We start from the raw sequence: 22,278 nt of genomic DNA, 5'->3' as shown, positions 1-22,278 counted from the left end.
TGCTTCAATTAATGTACAGCGTCTGTTCGCTTCATCAATTCAACGTACTGAATTAGCTCTGCCTTTTGCTGCTCCAAGACATGAATCCTGTTCGCTAACCCGGCAAAAAAGGCTTCGATCTGGTCCCTGATCACATGAGCTGAATGCCCTCTCCATTCATGCAGACGACCATACAACACGCGCGCCGCTTGTTCATCTGTGCGAAGCTGAGCGAGCAGCCATGTCAGCTCCTTTTCCGCAAGCAATAACTCTTCCAGTTCGACCCGTATTTGTCCGTTCAAATCACTGTCCGCCTCCTCTGTATTGAATGACGTTATCCATCCCTTCATATTGTTAATGCATTGTTATTAGCTGATATCAGCCTGAATAAACTGCTCTACTTTGTATTCGAGGTAATAAAGAAATTCATTGGTAGTCTGCAAATGCCACTGGCTGAATTCGGTCATGGAGGAATCGAGCTGTGCTACAATCGGCTGTAGTCGTCGGCTCTGACTACTGTGCAAATAACGTGAAAGCCTTGCTCTGACACGCTGGAAATCTGCATCACATTGTTGCGCGTTTGCCTTCCATTTTTCGGCTACAGCGAGTAAATGCTCTGGCATAACCTGAATCGTACCCGCAGAGGCAGAGGTAGCTGCCGTTATGAGCGCATTTTTCTGAAATTGAGTGAGGGTCTGCCCCAATTGATGCAGCCAGCCGTCCACCGTCGCCATCAGGTTGAAATCGGATGGAATACGCGGAGATTCCGTGATTCGTTCGCCCGTTACAGGATCGTACAGCGGATTAGATATATAGCCATTCTCAAAATCATAATGTTCGAGTTTGTGATAAGCAGGTCCGCTTAACGTGTTGTCAATTTTCTCTTTAACACCCACTCCGTTATTCGCTGCTTCATAATTAGAATCCACATAGTAAGCTGATCCAACGTGAAGATCGTAACCTCCAAAGGCACCACTGGCAATGATATCACCCGGATGCAAAAAGTTCGTGATTTGATGGTCAAACTCACCATTTTCGGCCTTGTGCCGATATTCCGTTGTTAGACTGGAAATGACAGAAGGAGCGCTAAACGTAACAGCGGTCAAGCCCGTATAAGCCGATACATACTGGGCATTTCCTCCCCCTAACGAATGTCCTGTTAACGAGAAATTATAGTCTTTGTACTTCTTCTGTAAATCCTTAGCATAGTCTTCGGCTTGATAGAACTGATTTGAGCTACCAAACAAAGCCTTGTCTACGCTCTTTTCTTTTTCACTAATCCAGTTATTCAGTGCCGTAAATCCTAAAGCATCATCCATTTCTTTCATCTTCTCGTTGTAGGCATCGGAATGAATATTTAAACTATCTTTAATTTTCCGATTGATTTCAGGAAGTGCGAGGGTCGCATCGTTATACAAATCCTGTGGATCATCTGTTTCCGTCCCACGATAAGCAATAACGGCCTGTTTCGTTTCTTCGTTGTAAAATGTAGTGGCCGCTAATCCTGAGTCTTCACGGTCGAGCGTGTCTAACACTTTCCAGCCGGGAAGTTTTTCTACTGGCTTTTCACCAGGTTTCCATTTTCCATATGCTTCCTCTGACATTATTTTATAAGTTTCATCATTAACTTGAGATGAGTCACCCATAGTAATTACCTCCAGCTATCTATTACTTGTCTAAATGATTTTGAGTATTGGGATAAGTCCCATTTTGGATAAGAACTTTTTCTAACTCAGGATTTATACCAAGACCAGAGGCTTTTTGAGTAGTATAATCTACAGAAATGGAAAACTCTTGTTTTTCATGACCAATAACATGACCCCTTAGATCAATTTTACTGTTTACATAGGTTGGCATTTTTTTAGCATATGTGATTTCAACGTCTAGTTTGTATTTCTCCTTTAAATATTGGACAGCCGTAGTCTTCGCTTTACTAATCAGTTCAGCATCTTCGTCCTTATTCACTTTTTGGCATCCTCCCAGTATTAAAATAAGGGTTATCAATACCATCATTCCTTTTACATTTCGGTGACTGATTATCAGCACCCCTTTTCATAAGCATCATATCTTATATCCACAAAATCCCTTTTATAATTGTACCTTTTATTTTAGAGGACAAACAATACGCCTTTAGACATAAGATAGCATTAAGTCTTCGGTATCAAAATATTCCAAATAGCGCCCATTTCTAGTTGATTAGTTTCATTTAACTAATTAAACAATCCATATTTTTCAATAACCATCCGCATGTGTCCACGATCACGCCTGTTCTGTTATCATATAAGAAAACGGAATGACTCAGGAGAGGATTGCGAACCATGAGCTTTGAACTTACCCGGCGGGTCATTAGACAGCTATGCAGTCAAGCCGCTTATGACGACGGGGACACCTATTATCGGGCCAAAAGAGTGGCCTTCACGCAAATAGATCATGATGATGGTGTGTATGAGGCTACGATCAAAGGAAGTCGCTTCTATGCCGTTGCCGCTATGATCCGCCCAAATGGCAGTATCCGTGCGGAATGCACCTGTAGTACATTTCAGACCACTGGACGGTATTGTAAGCATATTGCCGCTGTTCTTATTCACGTCCATGAAATGCTGAGCGGAAAAAGTCTGTCTGTGCGTTCTTATGCTTCCAAACTCCATTCGGACATGACTCCGGGCTCAGTAGAAGGAACTGAAGCAGACGGAATCTATACTGCTACCGCTGCTCAGAATGATTACGCTCGGACTGCACGATTCTCCGGCATCACGCAGAGTGACCTCCAGCTGACCGACAGTATGTTAAAGTTGTTCAGCAGCAAGAAGCCACTTCGCAGCACCCCTACCCTGCTGGATACCCGCGCTGTTCTGGATTTTCAATTTGTGATCCGTCCTTTTGCCTACGGTTACCAGAAATACATGTTTGGTATAGAGATGAAAGCCGGGCCCAAACGATTGTATATCGTCCAGAAAATCCGTCCGTTTCTCGACAGTATTGATCGTGGTGACAGCTACATGTTTACAAGGAACTTTTCATATGAGCCTCAGTTGTACCGATTCCGGCTCGAACATGACGCCATTCTTCAACAGTTGGTTCAGGTTCGCCGCAATGAACGAATGATTCGGGAGACCTCGGGTACGTATTCGTCCTCTGGCAGCCATATGAGTGGAGAACGGATGTTGCTCATTCCACCTGCGGCTTGGGAAAAGCTATTCCCCTTGCTGGCAGCAGCACAGGGAGTCCAATTTGAAATTCACGGAAACACAACCGAGGGTATTCCTCAGTCGGACAACATGCTACCGCTGCAATTCGAATTCGATAAGGCCGAGGATGACACCGAAGGCTATCAGCTAAGCATTCAAGGGCTGGATGATCTAACCATTATGGAGGGTTACGGCATCGTCATTGTCGATGGCAAGCTCGTAAAGCAAAAGAATGATCCGCTGCAACGTCTGTCCGAGCTAAAACGGATGGTCGAAGTCCATCACAAGCGGAAGATTCAGATTGCAGCGGAACAGATGGAGTCCTTTATGGACAAGGTTGTTCCCGGGTTGATGAAGCTTGGACGTGTCCATATGACCCGCTCCGTCTCTGATCGGGTTACACAGCAGCCATTGAAGGCGAAACTATATCTGGATCGGGTAAGAGACAAGCTGTTGGCTGGACTGGAGTTCCAATACGGGGAGATCATCGTGAACCCACTGGAAACCGACGAGCGGAAGCCTGACAACGACCGTATTCTGATACGGGACGGGGAACAGGAACAGCAGATTTTGGATCTGATGGAGCATAGCTCCTTCGCCAAGACAGACAGTGGATATTTTATGGAAGATGAGGATGCGGAATATGATTTTCTGTATCATACCGTGCCACAGCTGGAAAAGCTGGTAGAGGTGTATGCCACAGGTGCTGTTAAATCGAAAATAAACAACACTCTGCCTACCCCGAAGGTACGAGTAGAGCTGGACGAACGCACCGATTGGCTTGAATTTAAATTTGATATTGAAGGCATTCCAGAATCCGAAATCCGCCAGCTGCTAAAATCATTGGAGGAAAAGCGAAGATATCACCGCTTGCCGAATGGCGCTTTGCTGCCGCTGGAAACAGAGGAATACAAGGAACTGATCCGGTTCATGAACGAAACGGGGATTCGTAAAAGCGACCTGGATGCCGCACAAATTCGCATACCCGTTACGCAAGGACTGTATTTAATAGATCCCCACGATCAAGGGAAGAATCTGACGCTAGGCAAAACGTTTCGCCAACTGCTGGAGAATATACGTAATCCCGATCATCTCGATTTTCCAGTACCCGATACACTCGCTCCGATCCTGAGGGATTATCAGGTTTACGGCTTTCAATGGCTCAAGACGCTGGCGCATTACCGTTTTGGGGGCATTTTGGCAGATGATATGGGACTGGGCAAAACGTTACAAAGTATCGCCTTCCTCGTCTCTGTGCTGCCGGAAATCCGCAGTCAGCAGCTGCCAGCCATGATCGTGGCCCCTGCGTCACTAGTGTACAATTGGCGGAATGAGCTGGAGAAGTTTGCCCCCCATATCCGCGTCGCTATTGCAGACGGCAATGCGGATGAGCGTAGTCGAATCATTAGGGACGCAGCGCGGTATGATGTCATCATCACCTCCTATCCTCTGCTGCGTCGGGATACGGACTTGTACGGCAAGCTATCGTTCCACACGCTGATTCTGGACGAGGCGCAAGCATTCAAGAACCATGCCACCCAAACGGCACAGGCTGTGAAGGATGTAAAAGCCCGTTACCGTTTTGCTCTTACTGGAACACCGGTGGAAAATACACTGGAAGAGCTATGGTCCATCTTCGATGTTGTATTTCCCGAGCTATTTCCCGGCGGAAAAAGGGCATTTCACAATCTCACCCGGAATGTGATCGCCAAGCGGGTACGACCGTTTCTACTGCGCCGCCTCAAGAGTGACGTCCTGAAGGAGCTGCCGGAAAAAATCGAATCCGTTCAGGTGTCGCGGCTCCTGCCGGATCAGAAGAAGCTGTATACGGCCTATCTGGCCAAGCTCCAGCATGAGACATTAAAGCATCTGAATGAGGAAGGTTTCCAGAAAAACAGGATCAAGATCCTTGCGGGTCTGACCCGGCTTCGCCAGCTCTGTTGTCATCCAGGCTTGTTCGTCGAGGGCTACACCGGAAGCTCAGCCAAGTTTGAGCAGTTGCTTGAGATCGTTACGGAATGCCTTAGTTCGGGCAAGCGGATGCTCATTTTTTCACAATTCACGACGATGCTTCAAATGATCGGACGGGAGCTTGCTCAGGAAGGAGTGCCCTACTTTTACCTGGATGGGCAGACTCCCGGTTCGGAACGTGTGGAGCTGTGCAGCCGTTTTAATGAAGGAGAACGCGATCTATTCCTGATTTCTCTGAAAGCAGGAGGAACCGGCCTGAATCTCACCGGAGCAGATACCGTCATTTTGTATGATCTGTGGTGGAATCCCGCTGTAGAGGAACAGGCTGCCAATCGCGCCCACCGGATGGGCCAGAAAAAAGTCGTGCAGGTGATTCGTCTCGTCACGCAAGGTACGGTAGAGGACAAAATGTATGAATTACAGCAAAAAAAGAAAAATCTCATCGACCAGGTCATCCAACCGGGACAAGAAACCCTTTCGGCACTGACCGAGCTGGAGATTCGTGAACTGTTAATGATCTAGGCAGGTTTAACCACCATGAATCTGATTCTAAAATAAGCCTGAAAGCTGGCAAACTGAATTTTTACTGCTGCTTCATGCATCAGATTACACTACACCTTACAATAAAGTGTGGAAAAGCTGACGATTACCCATACAGCTCTTCCACGCTTTATTTTTTATAATATTCCTAATACTTCGGGGAACTGTTAGTGCGACTGAACAAAACCTACATTGAGGGATAACCCCATACGGATATCATAAGACAAGATGTTACTGGAAAAATCCAAAAGCGAAAAGGTCCAAATTGCGGTAGAAACACCCCGCAATTGGACCTTTTATTACTTATCCTTATATGTCCTGATCCATCATGATTAGTCCTGCTTCAATACTCTAACTTCAATGGGAACCAGATTAGACTCAATCAGGGAACGCTGCGGCTCATACCACTCTGGCAGCATCAGCTTGTGCCCCAATTCGTTCAGCTCCTCATCCACGGTAAAGCCGGGCGGATCGGTCGCAATCTCGAACAAAATACCACCTTGCTCGCGGAAGTATACTGCATTGAAGTATTGACGATCCACAATACCGCTCGTCCCAAAGCCATGCTGGCGAACCGTTTCGTTCCACACCTGATGTTCCGCATCGTCCTGCGCCCGCCAGGCAATATGGTGAACCGTACCCGCACCACCGTTGCCCCATGGTACATCTTTGACCGGAATGTCGATCAGATTGCCCAAATCGCCAGTCGCCTGATAGCGAATGTAGCCTGCATCTGCATCTTCCCCGATGGGGGTCATTCCCAGAATGTTCTCCAGCACGCCTTGCGTATGCTTGGAATTAGCACTGAACAGCACTGCGCCGCCGAAGCCTTTGATCGCTTTATCCGTAGGCACACCCCCTGCTGTCCACGTGTTGGCTGGGCCTTCTTCCCGTTCCACCAACTCCAGACGCAAGCCTTCATTATCCTGAAACTGAATAAATGATTCGCCAAAACGAGCTGATTTCGTGAAGGATACCTTCAAGCTGTGCAAGCGATTTTCCCAATAATCCAGAGTACCCGGCGGCACTACATACGTTGTAATTCCTACCTGCCCGCCCCCGAGCTTACCCTTGCGTGTACCCGGAGCCGGAAAAAAGGTAATGATCGTTCCCGGGCTGCCTTTTTCGTTACCAAAATACAAATGATATACTTCAGGAGCATCAAAATTAATCGTCTTTTTAATTAATCTCAATCCAAGCACGCCTGTGTAAAAATCAACATTGCCCTGCGGATCTGCTGCAAAGGACGTGATATGATGAATTCCTGCGGTCTTCAATGACATTTCAGTCACTCCTTTTCTTCATCTAATCTGATTTTATTTATACATTTCAAAATCCGTTGTAGCTGACAAATTGTCCAACTGGCTTACGGTATCCGCGTGGCCGTTGACCAGATACATCTTCTTTACCCAAGGTAATCATCATCACTGGCACGAATTTTTGGGGAATATTCAATACTTCCTGCACCTTCTCGGGGTCAAAACCGATCATCGGGCAAGTGTCCCAGCCTTTGTCCTTGGCAATCAACATGAATTGCATGGCAGACAGGCTGGCATTGCGGATCGCTTCTTCTCTTTGGAAGACAGGTCCTCGCTCGCGATAGAACTGGGTTACCGATTCCACCGTGCTGTCATATTCCTGTTTGCTCAGGACGCCCAGGTTGAGAAAACCTTCATTATATTCAGCTACTTTGGTATAAGCCTCTGTATCTCCCAATACCACAATGGTTGCCGAAGCCGTTAATATTTTATACTGTTTACTTGCCTCGTCATGCAGCCTTTGTTTCGTATCCGCATCCTGTACCACGATATAATGAGCATGCTGTAAATTAAAAGCCGATGGAGCAAACTTTACCAGTTGAAATATCTCTTCCAGTTCTTTTGGATCTATTGTTACATCAGGAATGTATTTAGAAGCTGATCTTCTCTCTTGAATAATATTCACCAATTCGCCCATGTTCAGTTCCACTCCTTGATATTATTTTTAAATGAGTTATCTTTAAATTAAGAATATATCTTTATGTGTTTTCTGTCAAGTAAAAATCTTAGTAAGAAGTATGTGTTTAATTGATCCACGGACTATCTCAAAATTCGACGAGGACTGGAGTTAAAAGCGAGAGAGCTCTTCATACTCCAAGGCGGCAAGCCCATTCGAAAATATCCCCACGATATGACTCTTGGAGAATGTCCGTGGCTTTTGGAATGGTATTTATACCGTGGATGAAATCCCCCATATCATAATTAACTTTGGGTTGCCCGTATTCTCATCGTAATGGCTTCACGTTGCGCTTTGGTCAAGCTTTTGAAAACCAGCTCGTACGAATGGTCGATCATGCTGTACAACTCCTCCAGCGGGAAAGTAGAATCGACCGTTACCGTGTTCCAATGCTTTTTATTTAAATGATATCCCGGCTTAATCGCCTCGTTTTGCTCACGCAGGTTTTCCGCAATAACCGGATCACATTTCAGAGATACTTGGCAAATACCGTTCGCTTGCCTCAGGAGAGCAAATACTTTGCCTCCCACCTTCAGCGCCAGTGGCTCGGGACCAAAAGGGTAATCCTCTATCGCTTCTTTTTTGCTTAGACCATATGCCGCAATCTTCTCATACATCAGCCTTCTCTCCCCTGCTCATTCATCATCCTATGAATCTTATGAAAGTCGTATTTGATCCTTATTATATCACCTCCGCACTCTCCAAATACACCGGGACCATGCTGCACCAAGGTATGCTCATTCTGCACCAGCAAAAGACACAAGCGCCTTATGAGCAGGCAGCGTTGTCTGCCGATTTTGTCCCCGGTATGTTCGCGGTAATTAGCAAAAAGGACTCCGTGGTCACCTTGAGCATAGGCTGCCGAAAGTTATGCAAGAACCCTATATTTTTGATATACTTCCGTGAGAGGCTGTATCGATAACTTCGAACGGTACTCTAGTTTAGTGTAATTCAATATGTAGATGTGTGAGCCTATGGAGGTGAACTCGTTGGATTTTGCTCTGATCCGCAAGGACCGAGACAAAAGAACGGTCGCAAATTGACTCTTTTTTTGCCTTTCGGACCTTTTCGGCCATGTGCTGAAAGGTTTTTTTGTGATCTAAAACAAAGGTAGGGAAAGGATTGAATGTAACCATGGCAACCCCAAAAGCGCTTAATATTTTGCAATTGAAGAAAATGAAACGAGAAGGTTTACCTATAAGCATGATTACGGCGTATGATTATCCGTCTGCTCGTTTGGCCGAGGAAGCTGGTATAGATATCATTCTTGTCGGTGACTCCGCAGGTAATGTGCTGTCTAATTATAACTCCACACTGCCTGTCACTATGGAAGATATGGTCTATCATACAAGGTCGGTCGCGCGTGGAGCAGGACATACCTTTATTGTCGCGGATATGCCATTTATGACGTACCACGGGAGTAGCGAGGAAGCTCTTATGCATGTGCGCAGACTCATGCAAGAAGGACATGCCCATGCTGTGAAACTGGAGGGGGGGATGGAGATTTGCGACACCGTGAAGCGAATTGTTCAATCCGGCGTCCCACTACTGGGACATATCGGACTTACACCACAGTCTGTGCATCAGATCGGCGGATACTTCATCCAAGGTAAAAACTCGCAGGGCGCTGAGCGTCTTCTGAATGATGCACGGGCACTGGAGCAAGCGGGGGCTTTTGCCATCGTGCTGGAGCTGGTGACAGAGGAAGTAGCGGAGACCATTACCAGGGAGCTATCTATTCCGGTTATTGGCATCGGTGCCGGGAGATACTGTGATGGCCAAGTTTTGGTCTACCATGACATGCTGCAATACTCCTCTCCTTACCGGGAGAAAAAGTTCGTAAAAACATATTCGGATATAGGTACTCTGATCTGTGACAGCATCGGGCAATATGTCAAAGACGTGAAGGATCGTTCTTTTCCGGGCGAAGAGCATGTTTTTAAGGCAGATGAGAACGTAGTAGAACGACTGTACGGGAATGCAAAAGTAAAGGCAGGGACCCTATGATGCGACTTTTGATTGTAGGTGCAGGGGCTATTGGAGGCTACTTCGGTGGACGTCTTATTCAAAAAGGAGAAGACGTAACCTTTTTCGTACGTCCTTCCAAAAAGCCTAGGTTGAAAGAAAAAGGTCTGATTGTTAAAAGTGTTCATGGGAATTTTCACACGCCAATCCGTGCTATTACAAATGGTGAAGCCGTCGAGCCGTTCGACTGCATTATCGTTGCGGTCAAAGCGTATCATTTGCCCCAATTGCAATTCGATCTTGAGCCCTATATCGGTGAACATACTATGATTCTTCCGTTACTTAATGGTTACGAACATTTTGACTCTTTACGCAAGCAGTTCGGTCCGGAAAAAGTGCTGGGAGGTCTTTGTTATATCGAAACTACGCTAGATCATGATGGTTCTGTCGTTCAGACAAGTCCATTCCACCGTATCGTCTTCGGTGAATGGAACGGTGGGCAATCAGAGCGTACACAAATACTGCTGAATCATCTTGATCATGCAGGCTTCACAGTCACACAAAGTCAGGATATCCAGCGTGAAGTTTGGCAGAAATATATATTTGTTGCCAGCTTGAGCGGAATCACAACACTAATGGATGCCTCTGTCGGGACTATACTTGCCACGGCAGAGTCACGCGCTATATACGAAAAGCTGCTGCATGAGATGGTCACACTTGCTCGCAACGCAGGGATGCCGATTGATTCAGAGTTGGAAGCTCATACACTGAAAACGATGGATTCCTTACGACCAGAGATGATGTCATCCATGCAACGTGATATGCTTAAAAAGCTTCCGATTGAAGCGAGTCACCTGCATGGTTCACTTCTTGCATTGGCTGCTGGCAGTCATGATGCATATCCAATACTTGAAACGGTATATGCCCGATTAAAGGTATATGAGAGCTTATTGGATACTATCTAACATTTGATTAAGCTAAAAAGCAGATCCTTCCATGATGTGTTCATGAAGGATCTGCTTTTGTTTTACTCTATACTGTCTGTCTCGAACAAGCTTGCTCAAGCCCTTGAAGTAATGCTTGTAGCTCCTGCCTCGTTTCAAGGTTTGTAATCTCACCCTCCTGATTTAGCTTCAATGTGATATGCGGAATAATGACCTTTCCATTTTCCACAATCTCGGCATTGATCATTTGCAGTGTGAGTAACAGAGAGGCATGGGCCAGATTCCCACCCATAGGAGAGGGTGACGCGCTAATAACTGCTGTAGGTTTATTTACAAATTCACCTGAGGATACGATCCAATCCAATGCATTTTTCAGAGCACCCGGAACACCATTCCCATATTCCGGCGTACAGATCAATACCCCATCCGCTTCTTTCAGTTGTTCCCGCAGCTCATTGACGGAAGCAGGTCCCTCATCTATATCCAGGTCCGGGTTAAAATGCGGAAGCTCACCCAATCCGTTATACATCGTAAATATCATATTCTCTGACGCTAACCCAATGGTAGCCTTTAATAAGGCTGTATTGGAGGACTTTTGACGAAGGCTCCCCGATATAGCCAGTACCTTGACTTTCTGATCCACCCATATCATCTCGTTTCCTTATTTAACTGACAACCTCTTTTATACTCAGTGTACTACAGATAACCCGGAATTAAAAAATGCCTGCAGCTTCACAGGCATTCGTCAAATCAGGTATCCTTCTCTTGCTTGCGCTGTACCCCGATCAGATCAAGGAAGAAAACAAACAGTGGAATCCCTACAATCAAGCCCCAGATTCCAATCAAATGCTCGGAAAAAATCAATACGACAAAGGTAAAAAAGATCGGCAAATTGGTTTTGGATGACATCAGCTTCGGATTCAGGAAATAGGCTTCAATCGCATGAATAACCACGATCAGAATAACCAGATAAATCACATAATTGATTCCCCCGACGCTAAAAGCAATCAGACCGAGCGGTATCAGGGAGATGAATACACCCGCCACCGGGACTAATCCCAACAAGAATATGATGAGCGCAAGGCCGAGCAAATTAGGAAAACCCATAATCCACAGAGCGGTCGTGGTCAATATACAGTTAATGAGTGAAATCAGTAGTTGGGCTTCCAGCACCTTTCCGAATGTGTCCAGAAACATGCGGCCAAAATGACCCACTTCCTTGAAAAACCAGCCCAGCTTGCTATCGACAAACGTAGCTGTAAAGCGTGTAATATAGGATTTTTCCATCAGGAAAAACAAGCTCAGAATAATCGACACCAGCAGTTGTGTGCCCAGTTGGCTGATTTTCATGACTGCATTCCAGCCAGGCTCAAATAGCCGCTGAACATTCAGGGTATCCATAAATTGAATGATCGTTTCGTTCCATTGATTCCGGTCAGGATACATATACGCCTGATGAATCATGAAATACACCTGCTTGACCTGAATGCTGATTAGCGGCACCATGCGGTATACTCCCCACACGATAATCAGGATCAGCAGCCCGTAGACCAGCAGCAGCACAATTAATGGCGGTACATTGGCGAACCGCTTGATCAGCTTGTTCACTCCGTTATATATGCTGCCAATCAGGATCGTAAGCAGCAACGTTAACAAAATAATGTTCATCATGCTTCTCAACATGAACAATAGCAAAATGATTATCGCAAGGACGGCTATCCGCCTAACGCCCGCATGATTCATCCAATTTCTTACCATTCGTCTTTATTCCCTCTCTCCTTCTTGACTGTCAACCTTGTAATCTGCTATCAGCTTTCTCTTTTTAACAATTTACTGTTAGCGATCAATAGAGAACCTACCATGGCCAGGATGGCAATGGACCACCAAAATGTATTCTTGGCATCATCGTGATCTACAATAATGAGCCTGATGACAGCCGTAATGCCGATATAGATGAAATACCGTAAAGGAAAATGGAAATTGGTTTTAAAGTACTTAACAATTAATGCGATGAACTCAAAATACAAAAAGAATACAAGCAGCTCTTCCGTGAACTCGTAGTAATTCTTATCCGACTCTGTAGACAAGAAAACATAGGAGAAAATGGACCATGTTTCTTTCAGCAGCAAGAAGCTTAAAATCAGTCCGACCAGAAACAACGAGATATTCAGGATCATTTGCAGAAAACTAGGTAATTTTTCAATATGCTTCATAAGAGCGTTCACTACAGATCCCCTCACTGGTTGTACAGTTTCTTTATTATATTATCGGCGGAATACGTGAAAAATGCTACATTACTTTTGGTGTAACTTTATTGAAAGTGTATATTCACTCCGGTAACATAACCAATCGAGATAAAAATAAGGGTCCATACGAGAGAACCTGCGCTTGCCACCAGCATATATTTTCGAACAGGCATTGCGCTAATTCCAGACAAGTAGCTTGTCGCATGCCTGACTCCCGGAATGAAATAACCGACCAGAATGGTCCACAGCCCAAAGCGTGCAAACCACCCCTTCACCTTTGCAAACCGTTTCGGTGTCAGCCCAACCCACTTGCCGTGCTTATCCACCAAAGGCTGCCCGAGCTTTTTGCCCAGCGTATAGCTGATCATCATGCCTGTCATGGCCCCCATAAAGCTGACCAGCACTGACATTGAATAATTCAGTACCATGATGGAGGACAAATAGCCGACAAAGACCATAATAATTTCATCAGGAACCGGAAGACCGATAATCCCGAGAGCAAGAAGTGCAAAAATAGCAATGTACCCGTATTGTGTAATCATGCTTATGGCCCATTCCATAGGGGGCTACCTCCTGATCGGTTTTTTTTTGAAGGACGGGAACGGAATACGGCTAACCATCAGGAAAGATAGCACTACCATGAGCCCAAGCAATAATTCGGGTCGCAAATGCTCACTCCATAAAAACATAAAGGACAAAATAACACCCGCAGCCGTAATGGGCATGCCTACGAAGCCTGTACTAAAAGCCATCAAGTTGAATCTTGCCAGCCTTACCGCACCGCATATCACAAACAAAACAGCCACAAGCGGCCCCATCCAATGCGTACCTCCCAGTTGGTAGAACAAGGTCAGGAAAGCAGGGGCAACCCCAAATGAGACCACATCCGCCAGGGAGTCGAGCTGCTTGCCAAAATCACTGGAGCAATGCAGCAGCCTTGCCAGCAAACCGTCTAGCACATCCCACAAAGCAGCCACCATAATCAGAATAAAAGCGGTCGTATATTGTTCATGAATGGTGTAAAACAGGGATAGTACCCCTGCCCCCAGGTTTGCAATCGTGCATAGTGAGGGCAACCAATTCCATTTCATACTGCTTGACTCCTTTGCCATAGCTTTTAACCTCCGAATATGACGATAAAACGAACGCCATCCTTGGTATTCTCCGCCATATAGCGAAAATCGTGCAAATCCAAAATCCGTTTGACGATCGACAGTCCCAGTCCCGTTCCCCCTGTCTGACGGCTGCGTGAAAGCTCGGCTCGGTAAAACCGTTCCCAAATTTGCTCCAGTTGATCGTCGGGAATCGTATCCCCTTTATTTTCAATGGAAAAGGTATTGATTTCCCCGGAGCCTTCGATACGGATCGTAATCGAACTTCCTTCCTCGGCATGCCTTATGGCATTCAAGACGAAGTTGAAAATCACCTGCTCCAGCCAACCGGCATCGGCGTGAATCGGCAGCTCATTAGCAGGGATAATGACCGCTTCCAGATGCTTTTCCTTTAGCAGATGGAACAGCTTATCGACGACTTCCTCCACCAGCTCGCTCAGTATAAAGGTCGTTTTGCGAAGCTTGAGGGTGCCGGATTCCAGCTTGGCGAGATCCAGCATATCCTTGACCAGCCGCTCCATTTTGTCCGCTTCCTCCACAATCACCTTGATATAGTGGTCCTGCTTCCCGGCGCTAACGCCATCCTGTAGCCCTTCTGCAAAGCCTTTAACGATACTAAGCGGGGTCTTCAGCTCATGAGAGGCGTTGGCAAAGAAGTCCTGCTGTACAGCTTCCATCCTCTGCTTCTGCTCCATGTCCTCAACCAATTGCTGGTTGGCTTCCTGAAGCTCGCGCAGAGCGGTGTCCAGGTTCTGGGACAGGGTATACATGCTATAGGACAGGCTGCCCAGCTCGTCATTTTGCCGGATCGGTGTATGGGCTGTAAAATCGAGCTTAGCCATCCGTTTGGCAGTATTGTTCAAGGCAATGAGCGGACGGGTCACCATTCGAGAATAGAACAAGGACAAAATAAGAATCAGCGCAAAACCTCCGATGCCCAGGTACAGATAGAACCAGCGCAGAGCCTCATTCGTCTCGCTGATTTCCTGCAACGATGTCACTGTGAACAGCAGGTCGATCTCTCCGGTGCTTTGTCGTACAGGATGTACAATGACCGCATTACGCACACCCGTCCAAGGCTCCGTCCACTCTTCCTCCAGCACTTCAAAATTTTTGAGCTTCTCCAAATGGGTCTGCGACAAAGGAAACCATTCCTCCAGCGCACTAAACAGCAATCCTTGCCGCTGGCTCCAGGTTTTCAGATCCGGCAGTACAATCTCGGTCACCGTACCGGACAGCCTTACACTGCCCTCTGTGCTCGTCTCTTCCGATGTCGTTCCTATATTTTTGGAGCCAGGCTTCTGAATGCCTGTCGGATAAATTAAATTGACAGAGGAGAGGCCGTCGGATTCCAACACTTCACCTTCAATGGTTAATGAGTCGCCCGGCTGAATCCGGGCTGCCCTCAGCTCATCCCCAAATTGGCTCGTAAACAGAGACAGCGATATTTTAACGATCTGCCCGTCTGCTTTTCTGAGATTGATGTGGAAGGGGTCATCCAGCTTTACTTTGCCGTCCAGCGTGACAATAGCCAACTGATTCTTATTCTGAAACATGAAGCGGGCTGCCTCCCGCGAAACCCTGTCCGAGCCCCAAGCTTCCCTGACATAGCTCTGACCGAAGCTTTGCAAACGACTTTCCACGCGTCCAATCTTCTGCTGCTGATAAAAATTTTCAAAAAACAGCAATTGGCACAAAATCACCATGCCGTAAAAACAAAGAAAAAATACAACGGTCATAATGAACAACTTAAAGGTAACTCCCCGTTTGTTCATTCTTCCTCCTCAAACCTGTAGCCTGTACCAAAAACAGTCCGGATATGGCGTGATTCACGGCCCAGCTTGCTTCTCAGCTTTTTGATATGCGTATCCACGACCCGCGTGTCTCCTTCAAAGTCGATCCCCCACACCCTGCTAAGTATCACATCCCGTGAAATGACCATACCTTTGTTATGTATAAGCAGCCGGAGCAGCTCATACTCCTTGGGCGTCAGCTCGACCTCCGCCTGATCTACCTCAAGCCGATGAGCCATCGTATTGAGAATGGCCGTGCCGAACCGCAGGACATGCGACTCAGGCAGCACATGGCCCTCCACCCGTTTCATTAGCGCGTTCGCGCGGGCAATCAGCACCTTGGGGCTAAAAGGCTTGGTAACGTAGTCATCTGCTCCCAGCTCAAAGCCCAATATTTTATCATCATCACCGGATTTGGCGGTCAGCAAAATGATCGGCACCCCGGAACGGCTGCGAACCTGACGGCATACCTCCCAACCATCCAGCTCCGGCATCATAATATCGAGTATGACCAGGTCGGGCTGCACCGAATCAAACCAGATTAGCGCATCTTTTCCATTGTCTGCTTCATAGACTTCCCAATTATTCTGTTTAAAATAATCCGCAATGACTTCACGGATACGAATTTCATCCTCCACGAGAAGAATCCTTTTATTCAATCGACTTCCCTCTTTCGGTCATTCTAGGACATCAGCATACTATAGACATGTGTTCTTTATGTGTTCTTAGCACTTCTGATTAGCAGAATCTAGCTTGGATTAGGGCAAATTTGTCTTGGCTCAGACCATCTCATCTCCTATGATCCTACCCTATAATAAGAAGAGATACAAAAAGCGTTCACAGGAGGGTAATACATGACCATTCAGACCATTCAGTGGTTTTCCACTTCCAAAGCAAAAGCTTGGCAATCCCAATCTCATCATCTTAGCAAAACCCAAGAGCATGCCAACCTGACCATTACGGGGGAAACGCATCAGCTCGTCGAAGGCTTTGGTGGCTGTTTTAATGAACTGGGCTATGTGGCCTTGAACCATTTGGAGAGCGACGAACGGGAGCAGGTGCTTCATTCTCTCTTCCACCCGGAGGGTGAGCACAAATTCACAATTTGCCGACTCCCTATTGGAGCCAGTGACTACGCGCTGGAATGGTACAGCCACAATGAAACGGATGGCGACGTGGAGATGAAGCATTATTCCATCGAGCGGGATCAGCAGTATCTCATTCCTTTCATTCGGGAAGCGTTACGACTTAACCCGGACTTGAAATTGTTCGCTTCCCCCTGGAGCCCGCCGACATGGATGAAATCGCCCAAGGCTTACAATTACGGCACATTGCGCTGGGAAAAAGATATTTTGAAAGCGTATGCATTATACTTCGTCAAATTTGTGCAGGCTTACCGCGAGGCAGGCATTACGATTCATCAGGTCCATGTCCAAAATGAAGTCATTGCCGATCAGAAATTCCCTTCCTGTGTATGGACCGGAGAACAACTGCGTGAATTTATTCGCGACTACTTGGGCCCTGCCTTCGAGGAACACGGGCTGGATACGGAAATTTGGCTGGGTACCATTAATGCCCCTGATCCGTGGGAAGAATTAATGAAGAAAACGTCCACCGGATTCGATGAATATGCCCATACCGTGCTGAGTGACCCGGAGGCCTACAAATATATTAAGGGTGTGGGCTATCAGTGGGCAGGCAAAAATGCCATCCAGCGCACCGTAGCCAGCTATCCTGAGCTTCGTTACATGCAGACCGAAAATGAATGCGGGAACGGAGAAAATTCCTGGGACTACGCCAAACATGTATATAACCTGTACCAGCACTACTTCACCAATGGCGTGAATGCTTATATTTACTGGAACATGGTTTTGGAGCCGAAAGGCAAGAGCACATGGGGATGGGAGCAAAATTCGATGATCACCGTTGACCCGGCGGATCGTAAGCGTACCCTGAACCCGGAATATTACGTGATGAAGCACTTTTCTCATTTTGTATTGCCGGGTGCGAGACGCATTGGACTCCGTGGATCATGGACGGGAAATGCCGTTGCTTTCCGCAATGCTGACGGACAAACGATAGTGGTCATTGCCAATCCGTTCCACGAATCACGTGTGCTGAATCTGTCCGCTGGAGAGGATACGCATCATTTCGAACTGGAGCCTGAATCTTTTAACACCATCGTCATTCCTTCTTAACGGTCGTAGCTTTCCCGAACGCTCACAGATCATTACTCGTCACTGTCTGGTCCTTCCGTATCCAAAAGTATGGTTAGTTTCCAAAATGGATGTATCCCCTTTTGCGTATGGTAGCCATAAATAGTATACTTGGAGTAACTACGGACAGGAGGTCGATGAACATCACTACTGTAAAAGACCGGATTGATTTGAAGCTGATTAATTGTGATAAGGAATTGACCCTCGCAGTCATCGGCGGGAAATGGAAGCTGATTATTTTGTGGCATCTCGGCTTGGAAGGCACCAAGCGGTTCGGTGAACTGAAAAAGCTGATCCCCCATATCACGCAAAAAATGCTGACCAACCAACTGCGCGAGCTGGAGGAGGATAAACTCATTCTTCGTAAGGTCTATCCTGTCGTCCCTCCGCATGTGGAATACTCACTGACTGAGCATGGTGAAAGCCTGATTCCAGTACTGAGAGCGATGTACGATTGGGGATCAAACTATCGCGAGAACGTGATTTGGAAAGAAGAAGAAGCGATTCAGGACGTAACGCCCGTTTAATCAGCTTAACTATACATTTTCATGATGAAGGCAATTCTGGGGATACCCGGGGTTGTCTTTTTGTCATCCTTAACCTTTTTTTGAATGAGCGGCTCCACTTGCTTCTTCCGGAGAATGAATGAGAAGTCTATGATCGATCGGTGAAGACATGACAATCAGGCTCGTGTAGGTTCCATACTTATCGCACTGGTTGCTGAACTCTTCGAGGGTGCGCGTCGAGCTGGTCACTACTTTTAATAAATAACTGTGTTCTCCGCTTATACGGTGGCACTCGGCAACATGTGGAGATGTATGGACAAAATCAAGAAATCCCTGGCAATCTCTAGTCCGAAACAATATATAGGCTGCCGTATCCTTTCCTATTTTTTCAGGAGAGATGATCGTGCGATACTCCTCGATAACCCCTTTTTCTTCCATTCGTTTAACTCGTTCTGTTACAGCAGGTTGGGACAAACCCACGCATTTTCCTAGCTCCGTCATTGAAATCCTTGCCTGATTTTGAAGATAAAAGAGGATTTGTTTGTCTACATGATCCACTTTGAATGCCCCTCCTTTAAAATTAATGTTTTTACGAAAAATTCATTTAATTACTTTGTATAATTATCATAATGGATTGATTGTGTTATGTAAAATAAATGATTTAAATTATATAATAAAACTCACATCGATAAGGTGAACCAAACATGAAAAGATAGAGAGGATGGCTACCCTTGAGCAAATACGTTGTAAATAAGGTAGGCACAGCAGCAGATTTAGAGTTACGCATTGAAGGGGCTATTGATCGTACAATTGACGAAAAAAGGCTGGTTGGTGCTGTTGTACGAGTTGCGTTTAATGGGGCGCAATATTATAGTTCTGCTGGATGTCCAAACCGTGAGCAAAAGTCTGGAGGGAACTCTCAGTGAGCCTCTCCCTCTCCCGCAAAAATATAATTGCATTGGCCGCTATATGTTTGTCCGCATTGATGTTCGGCCTCGAAATTTCCAGTGTGCCAGTGATACTGCCAACCCTGGAAAAGGTATTGCATGGTGATCTCAAGGATATGCAATGGATTATGAACGCTTATACCATTGCATGCGCCACAGTTCTGATGGCTGTTGGAACGCTGGCCGACCGGTATGGAAGGAGGCGTATTTTTATTATCAGCCTCGTCTTGTTCGGTATTACATCCTTGGTTTGTGGCTTGGCGCAAAGCACTTCGGTTCTGATCATCAGCCGGTTTCTTCAAGGGGTGGGCGCTGGTGCGATGCAGATTTGCCAGATAGCAATTCTTTCACATCGGTTTCAGGAAGGACAAGAACGCAGCAAAGCCTTTGCCATATGGGGGATCGTGTTCGGTATCGGCCTCGGTTTTGGACCCATCATCGGCGGCATGATCGTGGCCGTGTTGAACTGGCATTGGGTTTTTCTGGTCCACGTTCCGTTGACCATCCTCACTTTGATTCTTGTTTTCGGTGGCATAGAGGAGTCCAGAGATCCGCAGGTGAAAAAACTGGATATTATCGGCATCATCACGCTTTCGTTGACAGTTTTTGGCCTTGCATACTTTATCACGCAAGGGCCAGAACTCGGATTTACCAGCAAAGCATCCATCAGCATCCTTGTTGCAGTGGCAATAAGTTTCATTGTATTTTTATTTGCGGAAAAGCTCAGCGCCCATCCGATGTTTGACTTTTCCGTATTCAAGATACGTAATTTCTCCGGCGCTCTCCTTGGCTCCGTCGGCATGAACTTCAGTTTCTGGCCGTTCATGATTTATTTGCCGATCTATTTCCAGAGTGGCCTTGGTTACGGCATCGTAGCCGCAGGGCTGGCTCTCTTGGCTTATGCGCTGCCCACCTTGGTAATTCCGCCTTTGGCAGAGCGCTTTTCGCTCCGCTATCAGCCGCGCATAGTCATCCCATCAGGTCTGTTCATCCTCGGTACAGGCTTTATTTTGATGAAATATGGCAGCGGCAGCGATCACGCCAGTTGGTTGACCATGCTACCTGGCTCCTTGTTGGCTGGTATTGGACTGGGCTTAACCAACACGCCTGTGACCAACACAACCACCGGCTCTGTTCCGAGTGCCCGTGCAGGCATGGCTTCCGGTATAGATATGAGTGCCAGATTGATCAGTCTAGCCATCAACATCGCTGTGATGGGATTCATCTTGCAGGAAGGTATTCTGTCTTATTTGAAAGGTGGCCTTTCCGGGACTCTCAATGCAATGCAATTGCGATCTTTGGCCGAAAAAATAGCCTCTGGAAATACTGTATCTCTCAAGCAGGGTTTGCCAGAACTCTCCTCTCTGGATGCGTCTGGAGCCGTTGTCCATGCAGCGCTGGTGCACGGTTTTGGCTTGGTAATGCTCTACGGCGGTATTGGTGTCTGGGTTCTAGCCGCGATCAGTTTTATGATTTTTGGGCCTAAGAGAGCATAAGGACAATCGGATCGAGCATGGTCTGGTCTACTATTCATTCTAAATCCCGCTCACCGATCAACGCCCACCCTCTCTTCAATCAGCACAAAAAAGCCTGAGGCTGCTTCATCACAGACCCAGGCTTTACACTTATCAGCAAATGTTTGATTATGCTTGCAGCTTACCCGCACGAATATCGTCTGTCATTCCTGCGTAGGGCGCTTGAGAAATCAATTTTTCGTTATTCACACCCGCATTTTCTATGAATGTAATATCTGCAAATTCAGGGACAACATACTTAGGATAGGTTTCGTATTTTTCACGCGATTCTTCCATCAGCGGAATAAAATCGTTTTGATAGCGGACAGTGATTTCCGGATGCTCATGAACCCATTTAGGGAAGAAAATAATGCCATGCATCCGTTTTTCCTCTGGCATAAAGTTCAGAGAAACGTCAGTACCTGTCGGTTCGGTCCACGATACTTTGTACACATTCTCCACCAGCTTTACCAGATTCACCTTCTGGTCGCGTACCCAACGTCCACCTACCATGCCGCTATGAATGCGGTAGTCGATCGTATCTTCATTTTTAATATATATTTCATATTCCCAACCATTCTCATAGGTGTAGATCATGTGACTGCCGATAAACTTGTCCATCCTGCATCCTTCTTTCTGTATTATGAGTTTTTTTATGAATTGAGCATCATGCTGAAAATAATAAGCATTGAATTTTAAACATGTAAATATAAACATGTTTTTAATTTCATATAAATTGTAGCACTGTGGTATACTAATGTCAAATGCCGCATTGCGAGGAGAGCTACGTTGAAACGTACATTAAAATATGCCATTCTGGGCCTAATTCACAAAGAGGAAATGAGCGGCTACGATATTACGAGCCAATTCAAGAAGGAAATCGGGCAATTTTGGAGCGCCAAGCACAGTCAGATTTATCCTGAGCTCAAAAGGCTGACCGAAGAAGAGTTAATCGAATATCGCACCTCCATTACAGGAGCCAAGCTGGAAAAAAAGCTGTACTGCATCACGCCCAAGGGAACCCGGGAGCTGACCGAATGGCTGCTGAGTCCCAAAGATTTACCGGAAACGGAAAAGGATGAATTTATGCTTATGCTGTATTTTTCAGCAGCGATCTCGAAGGAAGAAAACAAACGATTGTTCGAGGACCAGATTACCAAACGTAAAGAGAAGCTGGAGTACTTATACGAGAGCAAGACTTCACTCCGGCTGTTGGACGAAAACCTTCAATCTCCCGGCTCTGAACAATTCGGACATTATCTGGTACTGAGTCGCGCTATTAATAGGGAGGAAAGCTATATTACATGGCTGAAAGAAACGCTGACGCTGTTTGAATAGTCTTTTAGGAGAAAGCGAAAAGAA

At 46.3% G+C, this 22,278-nt stretch carries 23 protein-coding genes; 8 read left to right on the top strand and 15 right to left on the bottom strand.

Annotated features, from left to right (window positions below):
- Positions 1–8 precede the first annotated feature (8 nt).
- The 3 genes from HPL003_RS10920 to HPL003_RS10910 form a co-directional block, all read right to left on the bottom strand.
- Positions 9–281: a hypothetical protein gene (locus HPL003_RS10920; protein WP_014279696.1), complete on the bottom strand. Its 273-nt coding sequence runs from the start codon at positions 279–281 to the stop codon at positions 9–11.
- Between the two features lie 66 nt (positions 282–347).
- A complete protein-coding gene (locus tag HPL003_RS10915; protein WP_014279695.1) occupies positions 348–1,625 on the bottom strand; it encodes a Tle-like phospholipase domain-containing protein in 1,278 nt (425 codons plus the stop codon).
- A 22-nt stretch (positions 1,626–1,647) separates the two neighbouring features.
- Positions 1,648–1,944 carry a hypothetical protein gene (locus HPL003_RS10910; RefSeq protein WP_014279694.1) on the bottom strand — a complete coding sequence of 99 codons (297 nt, stop codon included), beginning with the start codon at positions 1,942–1,944 and terminating at the stop codon, positions 1,648–1,650.
- 353 nt (positions 1,945–2,297) lie between these two features.
- Here HPL003_RS10910 and HPL003_RS10905 point away from each other — a divergent pair, with 353 nt between their 5' ends.
- Positions 2,298–5,660, top strand: coding sequence for a DEAD/DEAH box helicase (locus HPL003_RS10905; protein WP_014279693.1), 3,363 nt, complete (start codon positions 2,298–2,300; stop codon positions 5,658–5,660).
- Between the two features lie 350 nt (positions 5,661–6,010).
- On the opposite strand, the gene HPL003_RS10900 is transcribed toward HPL003_RS10905, so the two are convergent.
- The 3 genes from HPL003_RS10900 to HPL003_RS10890 all read right to left on the bottom strand — a co-directional run bounded on the left by HPL003_RS10900 (position 6,011) and on the right by HPL003_RS10890 (position 8,290).
- Entirely contained in the window at positions 6,011–6,961 is a 951-nt protein-coding gene (locus HPL003_RS10900) for a ring-cleaving dioxygenase (RefSeq protein WP_014279691.1), read from the bottom strand.
- Between the two features lie 46 nt (positions 6,962–7,007).
- Positions 7,008–7,634: a nitroreductase family protein gene (locus tag HPL003_RS10895; RefSeq protein ID WP_014279690.1), complete on the bottom strand. Its 627-nt coding sequence runs from the start codon at positions 7,632–7,634 to the stop codon at positions 7,008–7,010.
- A 284-nt stretch (positions 7,635–7,918) separates the two neighbouring features.
- Entirely contained in the window at positions 7,919–8,290 is a 372-nt protein-coding gene (locus HPL003_RS10890) for an MmcQ/YjbR family DNA-binding protein (RefSeq protein ID WP_014279689.1), read from the bottom strand.
- A gap of 517 nt (positions 8,291–8,807) precedes the next feature.
- Here HPL003_RS10890 and panB point away from each other — a divergent pair.
- Together panB and HPL003_RS10875 are read left to right on the top strand one after the other, a co-directional pair.
- Positions 8,808–9,680, top strand: a complete 873-nt coding sequence (gene panB / locus HPL003_RS10880; protein WP_014279686.1) for a 3-methyl-2-oxobutanoate hydroxymethyltransferase — start codon at positions 8,808–8,810, stop codon at positions 9,678–9,680.
- Positions 9,680–10,603 carry a ketopantoate reductase family protein gene (locus HPL003_RS10875; RefSeq protein ID WP_014279685.1) on the top strand — a complete coding sequence of 308 codons (924 nt, stop codon included), beginning with the start codon at positions 9,680–9,682 and terminating at the stop codon, positions 10,601–10,603. Before panB ends, HPL003_RS10875 begins: the two co-directional genes overlap by 1 nt.
- Positions 10,604–10,670: 67 nt before the next feature.
- Here the strand turns inward: HPL003_RS10875 and HPL003_RS10870 are convergent, their stop codons facing one another.
- The 7 genes from HPL003_RS10870 to HPL003_RS10840 form a co-directional block, all read right to left on the bottom strand.
- Entirely contained in the window at positions 10,671–11,234 is a 564-nt protein-coding gene (locus HPL003_RS10870; protein ID WP_014279684.1) for an NADPH-dependent FMN reductase, read from the bottom strand.
- Between the two features lie 98 nt (positions 11,235–11,332).
- The gene (locus HPL003_RS10865) at positions 11,333–12,340 is read right to left on the bottom strand and encodes an AI-2E family transporter (protein ID WP_014279683.1); all 1,008 of its coding nucleotides are present in this window, start codon (positions 12,338–12,340) and stop codon (positions 11,333–11,335) included.
- A gap of 50 nt (positions 12,341–12,390) precedes the next feature.
- Positions 12,391–12,807 carry a phosphate-starvation-inducible protein PsiE gene (gene psiE / locus HPL003_RS10860; RefSeq protein ID WP_014279682.1) on the bottom strand — a complete coding sequence of 139 codons (417 nt, stop codon included), beginning with the start codon at positions 12,805–12,807 and terminating at the stop codon, positions 12,391–12,393.
- Between the two features lie 86 nt (positions 12,808–12,893).
- Complete coding sequence (locus HPL003_RS10855) at positions 12,894–13,388, bottom strand: DedA family protein (RefSeq protein ID WP_014279681.1); 495 nt, start codon at positions 13,386–13,388, stop codon at positions 12,894–12,896.
- A 6-nt stretch (positions 13,389–13,394) separates the two neighbouring features.
- A complete protein-coding gene (pssA, locus tag HPL003_RS10850) occupies positions 13,395–13,919 on the bottom strand; it encodes a CDP-diacylglycerol--serine O-phosphatidyltransferase (protein WP_043922366.1) in 525 nt (174 codons plus the stop codon).
- Positions 13,920–13,945: 26 nt separating this feature from the next.
- Entirely contained in the window at positions 13,946–15,715 is a 1,770-nt protein-coding gene (locus HPL003_RS10845; RefSeq protein WP_014279679.1) for a sensor histidine kinase, read from the bottom strand.
- Positions 15,712–16,392, bottom strand: coding sequence for a response regulator transcription factor (locus tag HPL003_RS10840; RefSeq protein WP_014279678.1), 681 nt, complete (start codon positions 16,390–16,392; stop codon positions 15,712–15,714). The genes HPL003_RS10845 and HPL003_RS10840 overlap by 4 nt, the downstream gene beginning before the upstream one ends.
- 195 nt (positions 16,393–16,587) lie before the next feature.
- On the opposite strand from HPL003_RS10840, the gene HPL003_RS10835 reads away from it, so the two are divergent.
- Together HPL003_RS10835 and HPL003_RS10830 are read left to right on the top strand one after the other, a co-directional pair.
- On the top strand, positions 16,588–17,931 hold the full coding sequence (locus tag HPL003_RS10835; protein WP_014279677.1) for a glycoside hydrolase family 30 protein: 1,344 nt from the start codon (positions 16,588–16,590) through the stop codon (positions 17,929–17,931).
- Positions 17,932–18,086: 155 nt separating this feature from the next.
- A complete protein-coding gene (locus HPL003_RS10830) occupies positions 18,087–18,476 on the top strand; it encodes a winged helix-turn-helix transcriptional regulator (protein ID WP_014279676.1) in 390 nt (129 codons plus the stop codon).
- Positions 18,477–18,545: 69 nt separating this feature from the next.
- On the opposite strand, the gene HPL003_RS10825 is transcribed toward HPL003_RS10830, so the two are convergent.
- Positions 18,546–19,013, bottom strand: coding sequence for an Lrp/AsnC family transcriptional regulator (locus tag HPL003_RS10825; RefSeq protein ID WP_014279675.1), 468 nt, complete (start codon positions 19,011–19,013; stop codon positions 18,546–18,548).
- A gap of 173 nt (positions 19,014–19,186) precedes the next feature.
- Between HPL003_RS10825 and HPL003_RS10820 the strand changes: the two genes are divergently transcribed.
- The gene (locus tag HPL003_RS10820) at positions 19,187–19,381 is read left to right on the top strand and encodes a hypothetical protein (RefSeq protein ID WP_014279674.1); all 195 of its coding nucleotides are present in this window, start codon (positions 19,187–19,189) and stop codon (positions 19,379–19,381) included.
- Entirely contained in the window at positions 19,378–20,898 is a 1,521-nt protein-coding gene (locus HPL003_RS10815) for an MFS transporter (RefSeq protein WP_014279673.1), read from the top strand. The genes HPL003_RS10820 and HPL003_RS10815 overlap by 4 nt, the downstream gene beginning before the upstream one ends.
- Positions 20,899–21,045: 147 nt before the next feature.
- Here the strand turns inward: HPL003_RS10815 and HPL003_RS10810 are convergent, their stop codons facing one another.
- Positions 21,046–21,537 carry a phenolic acid decarboxylase gene (locus HPL003_RS10810; protein ID WP_014279672.1) on the bottom strand — a complete coding sequence of 164 codons (492 nt, stop codon included), beginning with the start codon at positions 21,535–21,537 and terminating at the stop codon, positions 21,046–21,048.
- 168 nt (positions 21,538–21,705) lie between these two features.
- Between HPL003_RS10810 and HPL003_RS10805 the strand changes: the two genes are divergently transcribed.
- Positions 21,706–22,254 (top strand): PadR family transcriptional regulator, encoded by a 549-nt coding sequence (locus HPL003_RS10805; protein WP_014279671.1) that lies wholly within the window; start codon positions 21,706–21,708, stop codon positions 22,252–22,254.
- Positions 22,255–22,278: the final 24 nt, after the last annotated feature.

Origin of the sequence: Paenibacillus terrae HPL-003 (assembly GCF_000235585.1) — a bacterium.
In the GTDB taxonomy this organism is placed as follows: domain Bacteria; phylum Bacillota; class Bacilli; order Paenibacillales; family Paenibacillaceae; genus Paenibacillus; species Paenibacillus terrae_B.
This window is presented reverse-complemented; position numbering and strand designations above follow the sequence as displayed.

Excerpts from the sequence above, each read along its gene's own strand:
- HPL003_RS10835 (WP_014279677.1), top strand. The coding sequence starts at position 16,588 with ATGACCATTCAGACCATTCAGTGGTTTTCCACTTCCAAAGCAAAAGCT.
- HPL003_RS10890 (WP_014279689.1), bottom strand. The coding sequence starts at position 8,290 with ATGTATGAGAAGATTGCGGCATATGGTCTAAGCAAAAAAGAAGCGATA.
- HPL003_RS10905 (WP_014279693.1), top strand. The coding sequence starts at position 2,298 with ATGAGCTTTGAACTTACCCGGCGGGTCATTAGACAGCTATGCAGTCAA.
- HPL003_RS10855 (WP_014279681.1), bottom strand. The coding sequence starts at position 13,388 with ATGGAATGGGCCATAAGCATGATTACACAATACGGGTACATTGCTATT.
- pssA (WP_043922366.1), bottom strand. The coding sequence starts at position 13,919 with ATGAAATGGAATTGGTTGCCCTCACTATGCACGATTGCAAACCTGGGG.
- HPL003_RS10915 (WP_014279695.1), bottom strand. The coding sequence starts at position 1,625 with ATGGGTGACTCATCTCAAGTTAATGATGAAACTTATAAAATAATGTCA.
- HPL003_RS10875 (WP_014279685.1), top strand. The coding sequence starts at position 9,680 with ATGCGACTTTTGATTGTAGGTGCAGGGGCTATTGGAGGCTACTTCGGT.
- HPL003_RS10865 (WP_014279683.1), bottom strand. The coding sequence starts at position 12,340 with ATGGTAAGAAATTGGATGAATCATGCGGGCGTTAGGCGGATAGCCGTC.
- HPL003_RS10895 (WP_014279690.1), bottom strand. The coding sequence starts at position 7,634 with ATGGGCGAATTGGTGAATATTATTCAAGAGAGAAGATCAGCTTCTAAA.
- HPL003_RS10845 (WP_014279679.1), bottom strand. The coding sequence starts at position 15,715 with ATGAACAAACGGGGAGTTACCTTTAAGTTGTTCATTATGACCGTTGTA.
- panB (WP_014279686.1), top strand. The coding sequence starts at position 8,808 with ATGGCAACCCCAAAAGCGCTTAATATTTTGCAATTGAAGAAAATGAAA.
- HPL003_RS10830 (WP_014279676.1), top strand. The coding sequence starts at position 18,087 with ATGAACATCACTACTGTAAAAGACCGGATTGATTTGAAGCTGATTAAT.
- HPL003_RS10870 (WP_014279684.1), bottom strand. The coding sequence starts at position 11,234 with ATGATATGGGTGGATCAGAAAGTCAAGGTACTGGCTATATCGGGGAGC.
- HPL003_RS10810 (WP_014279672.1), bottom strand. The coding sequence starts at position 21,537 with ATGGACAAGTTTATCGGCAGTCACATGATCTACACCTATGAGAATGGT.
- HPL003_RS10900 (WP_014279691.1), bottom strand. The coding sequence starts at position 6,961 with ATGTCATTGAAGACCGCAGGAATTCATCATATCACGTCCTTTGCAGCA.